The 13,225-nt window shown below is 72.7% G+C and carries 10 protein-coding genes; 5 read left to right on the forward strand and 5 right to left on the reverse strand.

All coding sequences use genetic code 11. From position 1 onward, the window contains the following. Positions 1–112: 112 nt before the first annotated feature. From ACIQCZ_RS18820 to ACIQCZ_RS18840, 5 genes are all read left to right on the forward strand, one after another. Positions 113–406 carry a PAAR domain-containing protein gene (locus ACIQCZ_RS18820; RefSeq protein WP_402283468.1) on the forward strand — a complete coding sequence of 98 codons (294 nt, stop codon included), beginning with the start codon at positions 113–115 and terminating at the stop codon, positions 404–406. Between the two features lie 6 nt (positions 407–412). Beyond that, on the forward strand, positions 413–826 hold the full coding sequence (locus ACIQCZ_RS18825) for a GPW/gp25 family protein (RefSeq protein WP_351081650.1): 414 nt from the start codon (positions 413–415) through the stop codon (positions 824–826). Next, on the forward strand, positions 823–2,781 hold the full coding sequence (locus ACIQCZ_RS18830; protein WP_402283470.1) for a putative baseplate assembly protein: 1,959 nt from the start codon (positions 823–825) through the stop codon (positions 2,779–2,781). The genes ACIQCZ_RS18825 and ACIQCZ_RS18830 overlap by 4 nt, the downstream gene beginning before the upstream one ends. A gap of 5 nt (positions 2,782–2,786) precedes the next feature. Next, the gene (locus tag ACIQCZ_RS18835; RefSeq protein ID WP_351081646.1) at positions 2,787–3,320 is read left to right on the forward strand and encodes a phage tail protein; all 534 of its coding nucleotides are present in this window, start codon (positions 2,787–2,789) and stop codon (positions 3,318–3,320) included. A gap of 503 nt (positions 3,321–3,823) precedes the next feature. Continuing rightward, positions 3,824–4,612, forward strand: a complete 789-nt coding sequence (locus tag ACIQCZ_RS18840; protein ID WP_402283472.1) for a discoidin domain-containing protein — start codon at positions 3,824–3,826, stop codon at positions 4,610–4,612. 288 nt (positions 4,613–4,900) lie between these two features. On the opposite strand, the gene ACIQCZ_RS18845 is transcribed toward ACIQCZ_RS18840, so the two are convergent. The 5 genes from ACIQCZ_RS18845 to ACIQCZ_RS18865 form a co-directional block, all read right to left on the reverse strand. After that, positions 4,901–6,247 carry a diaminopimelate decarboxylase gene (locus tag ACIQCZ_RS18845; RefSeq protein ID WP_402283473.1) on the reverse strand — a complete coding sequence of 449 codons (1,347 nt, stop codon included), beginning with the start codon at positions 6,245–6,247 and terminating at the stop codon, positions 4,901–4,903. Positions 6,248–6,526: 279 nt separating this feature from the next. Then, the gene (locus tag ACIQCZ_RS18850) at positions 6,527–8,230 is read right to left on the reverse strand and encodes a PucR family transcriptional regulator (protein WP_402283475.1); all 1,704 of its coding nucleotides are present in this window, start codon (positions 8,228–8,230) and stop codon (positions 6,527–6,529) included. Positions 8,231–8,442: 212 nt separating this feature from the next. Beyond that, the gene (locus ACIQCZ_RS18855; RefSeq protein WP_402283476.1) at positions 8,443–9,411 is read right to left on the reverse strand and encodes a type II CAAX prenyl endopeptidase Rce1 family protein; all 969 of its coding nucleotides are present in this window, start codon (positions 9,409–9,411) and stop codon (positions 8,443–8,445) included. A 496-nt stretch (positions 9,412–9,907) separates the two neighbouring features. Then, positions 9,908–11,845: a YncE family protein gene (locus tag ACIQCZ_RS18860; RefSeq protein ID WP_402283477.1), complete on the reverse strand. Its 1,938-nt coding sequence runs from the start codon at positions 11,843–11,845 to the stop codon at positions 9,908–9,910. 175 nt (positions 11,846–12,020) lie between these two features. After that, positions 12,021–13,160, reverse strand: coding sequence for a hypothetical protein (locus ACIQCZ_RS18865; RefSeq protein ID WP_402283478.1), 1,140 nt, complete (start codon positions 13,158–13,160; stop codon positions 12,021–12,023). Positions 13,161–13,225: the final 65 nt, after the last annotated feature.

The raw sequence follows: 13,225 nt of genomic DNA on the forward strand, positions 1-13,225 counted from the left end.
CACCCGACCTGGGCGACCCACCGAACCTGGGCACCTCACCCGACCCGGGCGCCCCACTGGACCTGATCGATCCGACTGAACCGAGCGACGCGAACGAGAGGACCGGACTTCCATGTCAGCAGCCGCGGCGGCAGCCGCACGGGTCGGCGACCCCACCGGACACCCCGGCACGGTCGGGCCGCCCGGCGTCCCGTCCGTGCTCATCGGCGGCCTCCCCGCCGCCACGGTCGGTACCCCGCACCTGTGCGCCTCGCCGCCGCCCGCGGTGCATCCGCCGTCCGCGCTCGCGCCGCCCGGCAGCACCACGGTGCTGATCGGCGGGCAGCCCGCCGCACGCGTCGGGGACCTCGCCGCCTGCGGCTCACCCGTCGTGTCCGGGTGCCCGACGGTGCTGATCGGAGGCTGAGCGTCCATGGGACAGCAGTTCATCGGCGCGGGCTGGGCGTTTCCGCCGCGCACCGACGCCACCGGCTCCATCGCCCTCGTGCGCGGCGAGCACGAGCTGGAGGAGTCGATCCGGCTGATCCTCGCGACGTCACCGGGCGAGCGGCCGATGCGGCCGGAGTTCGGCTGCGCGATCAACGACTACGTGTTCGCCCCGGCGGACGCGGGCACCGCCGGACAGCTGGCGTACGAGGTACGTCTGGCGCTGGACCGGTGGGAGCCCCGGATCGAGGTCGCCGAGGTTGTCGTCCGCTTCGACGAGGTGGACAACGGGGTCCTGTACATCGACATCGGCTACACCGTCCGGGGCGCCAACGACCCCCGGAACCTGGTCTTCCCGTTCTATGTGATTCCGCAGCACGAGGAGGTGGACGGCGCGTGACGCTGCCCAGTCCGCATCTGGACGACCGCCGCTTCCAGGGCCTGGTCGACGAGGCGAAACGGCTCGTCCAGCAGCGCTGCCCCGAGTGGACCGACCACAACGTGTCCGACCCCGGAGTGACCCTCATCGAGGCCTTCGCGACCATGGTCGACCAGCTCGTCTACCGCGTGAACCGGGTTCCGGAGAAGAGCTATCTGACCTTCCTCGACCTGATCGGGGTCCGGCTCCACCCGCCCACGGCCGCCCACACCGATGTGACGTTCCGGCTCTCCGCGCCGCAGCCCGAACCGGTGCGGGTGAGGGCCGGTACGGAGGTGGCGACCGTCCGTACGGAGACGGAGGAGGCGGTCGTGTTCACGACGGTCCGTGAACTGTCCGTCGTCCCGTGCGAGTTCGCCCATCTCGCGACCTGGCCGACGTCCGGCGACGCCGTCGACCGGACCGAGGAACTCGCACTGGGCCGGGCCGTCCCCTGCTTCGACACCGCGCCCACGCCCGGCGACGCGCTCTATGTGGGGCTGTCGGCCGCCGTTCCGGCGGGGGTCGTCGTGCTGCGGCTGGACTGCGCGGTCGAGGGCGTCGGTGTGGACCCGTTGAGGCCGCCGCTGCTCTGGGAGGCCTGGGACGGCAGCGCCTGGACGGTCTGCGAGGTCGAGAAGGACGACACCGGCGGCTTCAACCGGTCCGGGGAACTGATCCTGCACCTGCCGCAGGGGCACACTCCCGCCGTCGTCGTGCGCCGGACCGGCGGCTGGCTGCGCTGCCGGCTGGTGGCGGCCGAACCCGGGCAGCCCACGTACATGGCGCCTCCGGTGGTGCGCCGGATCACGGCGTTCACGATCGGTGCGACCGTCGGGGCCGTGCACGCCGAGACCGTGACCGACGAGGTGCTCGGCCCGGCCGAGGGGGTGCCCGGACAGACCTTCACGGTGAGCCGCCCGCCCGTCGTCCCCGGCGACTTCGTCGTCGAGGTCGCGGACCCGGCCGGCGGTCCGCAGGGCACGGAGTGGACCCGCGTCGACGACTTCGCGCACTCCGGACCCGACGACCGGCACATCACGCTCGACCCCAACTCGGGACGGGTCGAGTTCGGTCCGGCGGTACGGGAGCGGGACGGGTCCATCCGCTACTACGGCGCGGTACCGCCGAAGGGCGCGACCGTCCGCGTGCGCGCGTACCGTACCGGCGGTGGTCTGCGCGGCAACGTCGCCCGCTCCACGCTCCGGGTGCTGCGCAGCGCCATCCCTTACGTGGCCCGGGTGGAGAACCGACGGCCCGCGCTCGGCGGAGTCGACGGCGAGACGGTGGACAGCGCGCGGGTGCGCGGGCCGATGACGCTGCGGACGCTGCACCGGGCCGTAGTCCCGCACGACTACGAGCTGCTGGCCCGCGAGGTGGCCCCCGACGCGTCCAGGGTGCAGTGCATCCCGGCCGGCGGGGACCCGGACGTGGAGGCGGGCGGGGTGCGGCTGCTCGTCGTACCGGCCGGGCGCAGCGACGGGCAGGGCCGGATCCGGTTCGACGAGCTCGTCCCGCCGCAGCACACGCTCGCCCTGATCGCGGGGCACCTGGACGAACGGCGCCCGATCGGCGCCCGGTTGGTGGTCGAACCGCCCTTCTACCAGGGGGTGACGGTGGTCGCCTCGGTGCAGGTTCGCAGGGGCGTCGTGCCGGAACGGGTACGGGAGGAGGCGCTGGCGGCCCTGTACGGCTACTTCAACCCGCTGAGCGGCGGGCCGGGCGGTGAGGGCTGGCCGTTCGGGCGGCCGGTCCAGTCGGGCGAGGCGTTCGCCGTACTGCAACAGGTGCCGGGCGTGGACCTCGTGGAGGACGTCCGTCTCTTCCCCGCGGACCCCGTGACCGGGGAGCGCGGCGAACCCGCCGCCAAGATCGCGCTGGACCGGCACGCACTGGTCTTCAGCTACGAGCACCAGCTCCGGGTACGGGAGGCCTGACCGCCATGCGTACAGCCGTGACCGGCCTGCCGACACCGCACCCGCTGATCGAACAGCTCCCGGCGGTCTATCTGGAGCAGGACTTCCTGCGCCGGTTCCTCGCCGCGCTCGACGACGTACTCGCCCCGGTCCTGCTCTCCATCGACAATCTGCCCGCCCACCTCGACCCGCGCAGCGCGCCGGAGGACTTCCTGGCCTGGCTGGCCCGGTGGGTGGCCGTCGAGCCGCACGAGGACCACCCGGTCGAGCAGCGGCGCGCGACGGTGCGCGGCGCGGTCGAACGGCACAGCAGGCGCGGCACCCGGCGCGGCCTCTCGGAGGCGGTGTTCCTGGAGACCGGGATCGAGCCGGACATCGTCGAGAGCGGCGGCACGGCGTGGTCGTCGACACCGCACACGCAGTTCCCGGGCGGCCCGCGGCCGTGGGTGACGGTCCGGGTCCGGGCCTCGCAGCCGTACCAGGTCGACCGGGTGCGGCTGGAGGAGCTGATCCGTACGGAGATACCGGCGCACGTGGGTTTCGACCTGGAGGTCTCGTGATCTGTGAGGCGTGCGGGCAGAGCAATGCGCCGGGGACGCAGTTCTGCGGCTCGTGCCGGGCGTTCCTGGAGTGGGAGGGGCCCGCCGGCGGCTCCTCGGCCTCCCCGGCCCCGGCCCCGGCCCCGCCCTCGGTCCCGGCTCAGACACCGGCTCCGGCTCCGGTCCCGCCTTCGGTCCCGGTACCGGCCCCGGCACCCCAGCCGCCGCCCGAGCCCCAGCCGTCGCCCGAGCCCCAGCCGCCGCCCCAGCCCCAACCGTCACTCCAACCTCGGCCTCAGCCCCGACCGCAGCCGCAACCCGAGCCCCGACTGGCACCCCAGCCGCAGCCGTCATCTCAGCCCCAACTGCCATCCCAGCCTCAGCGGCAACCGCAACCGCAACCGCAACCGCAACCCGAGCCCCGGCCGCGCCCCGTGCCCCCCGGTGCTGCCGCGACGGCCGCCCCACGTCGCCCCGGTGACGCCCCGGACGTGTCGGTGCCGGGGCCCGAGGAGTTGCCCGACGTGCCGCCGGATCCCACGCACGCACCGCCGGGTCCGCCGCCCGCCGCCCCGGTCCGCTGCCCCAACTGCCTTACGGAGAACGCCCCGGACCGCACCCTGTGCATCCGTTGCGCACTGCTCCTGGACCCGGGCCCGCCGCCCGGGGTCCGGCCTCCCTGGTGGCGCCGGATTCTCCGGCGCCGGCCGCGTCAGGCGCCCACCGCCGGCACCCGGCCGCGGCGTCGGCTGTGGCGCCGCCCCGGCCTGGCGCTTCCGATCGCGCTGATCGTGGTGGCGTGCGGGGTGTGGTTCGCCCTTCCGCACGTGTCCGGCTGGTTCGGCTTCGCCAAGGACGAGACCGGAACGCCGGAGGCGGTCCCGCCGACCCGGTTCCGGGCCTCCAGCACGGCACCGGGCCACCCGGCCGGCGCGGCGTTCGACGGCTACACCAACCATTACTGGGCGCCCGCGGCCGCAGGTCCCGACACCGGGGTGAGCCAGTACCTGGAGTGCGACTTCGAGCAGCCGGTACGGGTGCTGAAGCTCGTCGTCTTCTCCGGTACGTCGGCCAAGCTGGACGAGTTCCTCACCCAGGCCCGCCCGGCCAGGATCACCGTCCTGCTCACTTCCGCGGACGGAAGCCGGGTCAGCAAGGAGATCAGGGTCAAGGACCAGCCCGGTCAGCAGACCTTCGACCTGCGCGGCTCGGAGATCGTCAGGGCCCGTCTCACGACGGACAGCACCTACGGGGCGGGACCCGGACGCCGCCTCGCCGTCGCGGAGGTCGAGTTCTTCGGCCGCAGGACCTGAGAGCGCCTCGGCCGACGGAGCGGCACGCACCGGGGAGGCGGGCCTCCAGCCCGTCCAGCACGCAGGCGAGCCCGTCGCCGAAGCAGCCGTTGCGGGCGCCGTCCACCACCTCGCCGCGTCGTGACGCGTCCCTGTCGGCCGGCATGCGGCCTCCTCTCCTGCGCGTCCTTCGCGCACCCGGCGCAGCTCTGGCGGCACACCGTACGGCCGTGCGTACGGTGTGCCGCCGAGCTGTCCCGCCGAGCTGTCCCGCCGAGCCTGACGCGCGGGGCGCGCCGGGAGCCGGGCTCAGGTCGCGCGCAGGGCCACCAGCGCGTCCGCCTGCGCGAGGCCGCTCTCCTCGACGACCTCACGCACGCTCTGCGCCTCGCGCACGAGCGCGAAGCTCACCCGCCCGTCCGCTCCCGTCCGGTAGCCGTACACGGCGGGCCGGGGCAGTGAGTTGTACGCGAAGTGCGACGAGAAGTAGTACGCGCCGGTGTCGTGGAGCGCCACCACATCGCCGGGCTCGACGGCCGGGAGCTCGCGCCCGGTCGCGGTCAGGTCCCCGGCGAAACAGCACGGGCCCGCGATGTCGACGGTCTCGGTCGGGCCCTCCTTGGGGCGGCCCGAGGCATCGAACACCCCGACGCGCAGCGGCCAGGCATCGGGCATGAAGACCGTACGGGTGGCCACCTGGGCACCCGCGTGCGTGACCGCGATACGCCGCCCGCCGGCCGACTTGGTGTACTCGACGACCGTCGCGATCGTTCCGCTCTTGGCCAGCAGGGAGCGGCCGAACTCCGTGATCAGGGTGTAGCGCCCGTCGAAGAGACCGGGCACGGCGTCACGGAGTCCGGCGACGTGGTCGGCATACGTCGGCCGGTCGTCCTCGTCGTCGAAGTTGACGGGCAGCCCGCCGCCGATGTCGATCCCGGTGATCCGGGGGTGGCCCAGCCGCTCGTTGATGCGCTCGGCCAGTTCGTACGCGGCGCGGATGCCCTGGGCGATGAGCGGCAGCGGGCAGCCCTGGGAACCGACGTGCGCGTGCAGCCGGTTGAGCCACGGCCGGCGCGCGAAGGCGTCGATCACCGCGTCGACGGCTCCCGGATCGCGCAGCGCGACACCGAACTTCGAGGTCGCGGTCGCGGTGCTCATCGCCCCGATGGCGCCCGCCCCCACCTGGGGGTTGACCCGCAGCCCGATCGGCCCGGCGGCGGACCGCCCGGCCAGCAGACGGTCGACGCGGGCCATCTCCTGGAAGTTGTCCAGGTTGAACGCGATGCCGTGCGCGAGGGCGAACTCCAGCTCCCCGACCGTCTTCGCGGGGCTGTCGAAGACCAGCCGGTCGTAGGTGAACCCGGCCGCCAGCGCCTGTTCCAGTTCACCGGGCGAGGCCACCTCGCAGCCCATGCCCGCCTCGGCGAGCAGCCGCAGCACGGGCACCAGCCCGCACGCCTTGGCCGCGAACGTGTGCTGTACCGGGGCGGGCCCCCGGAACGCCTCGTCGAGCGCGTCGACGGCGGCGAGCACACCGTCCACGTCGAGGAGCCCGACCACGGGCGAGGACGGACCGATCAGTCCCTCCTCGACGGCGCGCGCCAGCGCCGCCGTCCGTCTGGTGCTGCGCCGTTGGGCTGCCGAGCCGGAAGTCATGGGAACCACAACAACAACCCTCCGTCTGTCACGTCGGCCGGGCGGCCGTCGGCCTGTGCGGGTGTGCGGCTTTCGGGCCGTACGGACAGCTTCGGCGCGCAGGGGGACGCGCGTCTTCGACCGACACGACGACACCTGCCCGACTTCTTTGTGACACCGGACAGCCGAACGATCAGCCGAATGATCGGTTTACGGCCGGCCGCCTGATCGGCCGAATGATCGGCCCACGGCCGGCTGTCTGATCGGCCCGACGGTCGACGGACGCCGACGGACGCCCGGTCAACGGCTGTTCGGGCCACCGGTGCCGCGCGCCGCGAGCCGTAGCCCGAGGTCCGCCAGGAGCCGCACGGAGGGGTCGGCCAGATCGACGCCGAACAGCTCCCGGGCCCGGCGCAGCCGGTAGCGCAGGGTGTTGGGGTGCACGTTCAGGCGCCGCGCGGCCGTGCCCGTGTCGCCGAACGCGTCGAGATACGCGGCGACCGACGCGCCGTACTCCGAACCGTGTGCGCGGTCGTGCTCCGCCATCGCGTGCACGGGCCCCGACAGGGAGTCCCACATCGGCTCGACCCGGTCGAGCACCCGGAGCACCGACGCGTCGGTCTCCACCTCGCCGAACACCGCCACCGCCGACACCGCCTCCGCGAGCGGCTGCGCCGCGGCCCGCTCCCGCAGCACCCGCACCACCAGCTCGGCGGCCTCCCGCGAGGCGGGCAGCCCCGACAGGTCCGCCGCCACCGGCCCGACGCCCGCGAACACCGCGGTGTGCGGCACCGAGCGTGCCGTCGCCAGCAGGGTGCGGCCCGGATGGGGCTCACCGTCGCGTGCCGGGACCAGGACGTACAGCCGTCGTCCGGACCGCGCTGTCACGCACCCCGGCCGGTACGCGGAGGCCTGCAGTGCGAGCACATCCAGCACCCGCTGCTCGGCGTCGCCCCCGGCGCCCGGCCCGGCAGCGGTGCCGAGGGCCCGGCTGTCGTACGCCTCCGCGACCAGCACCGTGTACGGCCGGTGCGGCGCGATCCCGGCGTCGTGCGCGGTCCGCACCGGTTGCGCGGCGCCGTCCAGCAGCGCGTGGACCGCCTCCTCCCGCGCCATCGCCGCGGCCCGGCCCCACGTCCGATGGTGGGACAGATGCGGTACGGCGGCCCGCGCCGCCGTGCGCAGCGCCGCCGCCGCGCCTTCGGCGAGCGGCCGGCCGTCGGCGGCGGCCCAGATCGACCCGAGAACCTCGGACCCGTGGCGCACCGCGATGGCCAGCCGCTCGGCGAACCGGTCGTCGGCGGGCCGGCGCACCACGTCGTCGGTGCTCCACAGCGCCTGGAAGAAGCCGCTCTCACGGAGTTCGACGACCCGCCAGCGGGGGACCTCCTGCCCGAGGATCGTCAGCCGACGCATCGGATCGGGTTCGTGGTCCATCCGCGAGTACGCGAGTACCCGCGACTGCGGATCCTCGATCGTGATGGCACCGCCGACCAGGTCGGCCACCGTGTTGGCCAGCCCCGGCAGATCGCCGAGCCGCAGCCCCTCCACCCCGTCCGCGCCGCCCGACAGGGCGGCGTACCGGGCCGGGGCGCTGTGCACCAGAGCGGTCCGCAACCGGCCGAGCACCTCGGTCCACCCCTGCCCCGGCCGCCGGGTCAGCAACGCCGTGCGTCCCCGGCCGGCCGCCTCCAGCAGTACTGCCCGCGGCCCGCGGGAGCCGCTCCGCATCACCACGGCCGCGGCCCCGGCCCGGTCGGCTTCGCGCAGCACGTCGACCGCCTCGGGCGAGGCGACCTCCACACCGACCGCGAGCAGGATCAGCCCGGACGCCGCCCAGGTCCCGTCCCGCTCCTCGCCGGGGTCGTGCAGCACCACATCGGCCACCGGAACACCGGTGCCGAGCGGTGCCACGACGACATCGAGCATCCCGGGGGCCGTCAGCCCGAGGATCTGCTCCAGCGAGGGCCCGGTGTCGTGCCGGTCCGGTTCATGCGTCGGCATCAGCCCATGATGGTCGGCCGCCCCCGGAGCGGGCCACAGCCGGCACCTCGTCCGGCGGGAAGCGCACCGAACCGGCCGGGCACGGAGTCCGTCGAAGGTGATGTCCGGGTGGCGGGGGCCGCGCAGTACGGCGTTGCGGCGGTACGGGGGCGGCTCCTCCACCGGCCGGGGGTCGTCCAGCCTTGCGTGGTGAGGGCGAGCCGGGCCTCCGGTCAGGGCATGCGGTCAGGAGTCCGGTCCGGACTCCCCGGCTCCGTCGTCCCGGCCTTCTCGCCCTCCGCGGATCGGGGCGCGGGAAGGGCGAGCCTTCCCGTAAGGGCGAGGAAGGCCACCAGGGCGCCCATGGCGATCCAGCCCGGCCACCCCGCGAGACTCATCTGCAGCGGGTTCAACGGGGCGTCCGGCTCCGCGAAGTGCTTGACCATGCTCACACTGGCCGAGCTGACGAAGGCGTGCCCGACGACCGCCGGGATCACCGACCCCGAGGCCAGCCGCAGCCAGCTGAAGACCGGGAGAGCGAGGCTGCAGCTGATCACCATGGCGGGCACGGAGACGTACCAGGGCCGCCCCGGATACTGCCCGCCCATCAGCAGGGTCGGCAGGTGCCACAGCGCGAAGGCGGCCCCCGTGCCCAGATAGGCCCGCACCGGACGCACGCGGCCCTTTCCGTACGCGAGCCGGGGAAGCAGATAGCCCTGCCAGCCCAGTTCCTCACCGAAGAACAGCGGGAGGGACACCAGCATCTGCACCAGCGCCGCCCCCGCCCAGACGATCGTGTCGCCCCAGTTCACGCCACCGAAGGGATAGACGCCCGCTGCCGTGCCGATGGCCAGCGTGACGGCGGTGAGGCCCGCGGGGACCGCCACAGCCGCCAGTATCCAGCGCACCGAGTGGGACCACGGCCCCGGCATGCGCAGGGCGAGCGCGTCGCGCAACCGGCCGTCACGGCGCTCCACCCAGCGCACCACCACGATCGCGGCGAGGGCCGGAGCCATCATGGCCCCCGCTATGCACAGCTGTTCCTGAATGCCGGGCTCGGCCCGGCCGTCGGTACGTCGGAACCCCCCGAGCAGCAAGGGGGACATCGCCACCCACATGCCCAGGCAGGCGATCGCCAAATAAGTGAACAGTCCACGGAATCGAGCCTCTTGCGGTGAGGCCCGCAGTGCTGAAGTCGTCATTGCAACGACGCTAGAAGCGCCCGGAGAGGGCGGGAAGGAAGCCCGCTCCCCTCTCCGTGGTGTATTCGTCTGCACCCCCCCGGTACGGGCGGGTCGTCGGACGCCCTGTGTGGTCACGCGTACGCGCATCGCGTTCGGTCGCCGAATTTGTCAGAAAGAACTCCGGGAACCCCTTGACTCACGACAAACAGGGAGGAAAATCACTATTACACCAGAAAACCAGAGCGAGCCGCACCATCGGAGAAGACGTTCACCGATGACGTGACGAACTCGTCGGCTCTGGCCAGGCCCCCGGCGGATCCGCTCGATCTCCGAGTGTTCAGCGACGGTTGGAACTCGTGAAACCGAGAAGGACTACCGGGGACTGCATGTGCGGCCCCCGGTGCTTCCCCCCGGGGGCTCCTGTATGTCTGCCGGGCCGGCTCGACGCTCGACAGAACCGCCCGGCGGCGCGGCCCGGCCGCCTCTGCGACCGGACCGCCACCCCTCCCGCGGCCTACTTGGAGAAGTACAGGTACTTCCAGGGCCCGTACGTCGTCGAGTTGACGGTGTCGCCGGACGACCCGTTCACGTACGTCGACCGCATGCGTGCCTTGATGCCGGACTGTCCCGGCGCCTCCAGGCGTACCGCGCACTTCCCGTCCGTGCCCAGGGGGAAGTACTCGGAGTCGGCCGAGTACCACTTTCCGCCCGAGTAGACCTGCAGGTCGAAGCGCTGCTTACGGCCCTTGTAGTAGGTCATGGTCGTCGTGAGCACCGGGTCGGTGCTCTTGTGGAACCAGTAGTACGACGTCGAACCGATCTTGCCCGTCTTGTAGTGCTTGGAGACGGCGGTGGAGATCTTGACCCTGGCGTACGCCGTGGACTTCACCGTCTTCGGAGCGGTGCGGGCGTCCCCCTTGAAGACCGCGGTGACGTCCGTGTCGCGCGTCATGCGCACGGTCGCGGAGATGTTGCCGCTGGAGTTGACCTTCCCGGACTTCAGCAGCTTGTTGGGCTTGTCGCTGCCGAAGGGGTTCGCCCATATCTCGACCGTGCGGTTCTTGTAGGTCGAGCCGAGGTGCGCCGTGAAGGAGACGTCCGTGCCGTAGTTGTAGACGTTGCCGTTCTTGTTCAGGGTCAGCGTCGGCTTCGTGCGGGGGACCGACACCTTGTCGGACGCGCTGACCGCCGTGTGCTGGGCGTCGCCCGCGTAGGCGACCTTGTACGTGACCGTGCCGCCGGCCGGCGGGGTGTCGGTGAAGGAGTACGAGCCGTCCGCCTTCACCGTGACGGCGGGCAGCGCCTTGCCCTTGGGGCTCTCCACATCGGTACGGGTGACCTGGAGCGAGACACCGCTCGGCAGCGGCACCGTCGCCGACAGCTTCCCCGTCACGGTGAGCTTCTTGCCGCGGGTGGCGGTCGACGGGGCGTTCACCGTCAGGCTCGGGACGTTCAGCGTCGGGTCGGTGAGCGTCTTGAGGGTGTAGCCGCTGCTCGTTCCCACGAGGGCGAAGACCCGCGAGGAGTCCGGGGCCCAGGCCAGGTCGGCCGTGCCGAACGTGCCGACGGTGTACGTACGGAGCGGCTTGGTGGCGTCGGGCCGGTAGACGGCCACCTTGGTGCCGTCGATCTGGGCGACCAGCCCGTCGGCCGCGATGTCGGCGCGCTGACCGGAGGGGTAGGCGCCGGCGGCGGTGAACTTCCCGTCCGCGTAAGCGTTCCGCTGAGCGCCGTTGACCAGCACCCGCGAGGTGCCGGGCACGAGGTCGATGTCCCCGATGCCGCTGTTCAGCGTGTAGTCGCCGTGGTACCAGGCGAGTTGCTGCGGTGTGTCACCGGAGACGTCGAGGACGGCCATCGAGTCCGTGGACAGGCCGGTCTCGCCGACGGCCAGCAGACCGGGCGAGGACGGGTCGGTGTCGAGGAGCGCCGGCCCCCAGACCTTGGACGAGAACTGCCCGAGCGCCACCGCGTCGGCTCCGCTCGCCGGATCGACCGCGGGGTCGACCGAGCCCAGGTCGCCGTCCCACTGGTCGCCGTACGTGAACCAGACCTTGCCGCCCGCGAAGGCGATGTGACGCGGGCCCGTGTCGGTGGCGACGGCGTAGCGGGTCCTGACGCCGAGGGTGGCCGCGTCGAGGGCCACGATCTCGTGGCTGTTCTCCGCGGCCGCGTACAGGGTGGCGCCGTCGTCGGACACCGCCAGGTCGGAGACCGCGCCGACGCCGCTCACCGAGCCGACGAGGGCGCCGCTGTAGTCGGCGGCCAGGATCTTTCCGGCCGACCGGTCGCCGACGAAGACCCGCTTGAGGGCCCCGTCCACGACGATGCCGCCGGGCGAGACGACGGCGGCGGAGGCGGCCGAGGCGGATCCGGCCGCGGTGACGCTCAGTACCGCCGAGCTGAAGAGGACCGCGAGCGCTGTCGCGGTCGAGATGCTGCGCGTACGCACAGTGTTCTTACCCCCACGAGGAAACCCGGTGGATGACCGGGAGTTGAGAGCGCCGCGCAGCATCCGGACGTGACCGCGGATGTGCGGTGACGTGCGGGGCGCGGCTGCTGTCTGGCAGCGTATGGCATGGCAGTGACATACGAGGAGTGTGTTTCTCGGACCCTCCGGTGGCGCTTCAGCCCCGGGCCGTCGGCAGGGGGAGCGTCCTGGACTTCTCGATCAGGCCGTTGACCGTCTGGTCGCCGTTCTTGTCCATGGGCGTGGAGTAGTCGCCGACGGCCCAGAAAGCGCCGGCGCTGCCGACCGGTGCCAGGTCGTAGAAGGTGTAGGACGGCCACCGGGTGTCGCCGTCGGGCGCGTCGGCTCCGGATTCCTTGGTCCAGGCGGTGCCGTCGTAGTGCCAGAAGACCGGCTCGCCGGAGGCCGGTTCGCTCTGGTCGTTCCCGGTGACCCACAGGCCGCCGCGGCCGTCGGAGGCGATCGCGTGGACGTAGAGGTCGGCGAGCGATCCGGTGACGTCCTGCCAGGTGGTGCCGTCCCAGTGCGCGACGCTCGGGACGGGCGGGCCGCCGTGGATGCCGTCGGCCCAGCCGGCCACGTAGACGCTGTCAGGGGCGTCGGCGGTGATCTCGGCGGTGTCCGTGCCGGTACGCACGGGAGGCTCGTCCATCAGGGTCCAGGTCGTCCCGTCCCAGTGATAGGTCACCGGGTGGCCGCCGTCGACGGGGTACCGCATCCCGGTCGCGTAGGCGTCGTCCGCCGACAGGGCGTCGATGTCCCGGATGTCGACGAGGCGCGGCAGCGTGAAGGTCTGCCATGCGCCGTCGGCGTACGTGTACAGGGCGTTGCCGCCCTTGAAGAGCCGTCCGGGAACGGCCTCGATCGGGACCTCGGGCCAGGAGTCGTCGGCGGGACCGGCGGTGGGAACGCTGGTCCAGCGTTCGCCGTCGTAGTGCACCAGTGCCTGATCCCTGTTGATCGTGCCGTAGGCCCAGACGTCGTCGGCGGACACGGCGCTGACCGCCGACCACTGCCAGACGTCGGGAAGCCCGGGGGCGGTGTCCTCGCTCCACTTCTGCCCGTCCCAGCGCATGATGACGCCGTGCTGTTCCTTCCTGCCGACGGCCCAGGCCAGATCGTCGTCGACGGAGGAGACCGACATCAGCGATCCGGCGGGGCTGTCCCCGGAGAGGGAGACCTCCCAGCCGGACGGGGTGCCGTCCGTGCCGACCGCTTCGGCGCCACCGGCGGCGAGCATGGTGACGGCGAGGGTCAATGAGGCGGCCGCGGTGCGCAGGAGGTGCCGTGCATGCATGGGTGTGCGTTCCTTTGCGGTCGGAGGGAGCTCTGCCCGGCCAGCCCCCGCACAGGCCATTGGTG

Origin of the sequence: Streptomyces sp. NPDC093149 (assembly GCF_044754145.1) — a bacterium.
Classification (GTDB): Bacteria; Actinomycetota; Actinomycetes; order Streptomycetales; family Streptomycetaceae; genus Streptomyces.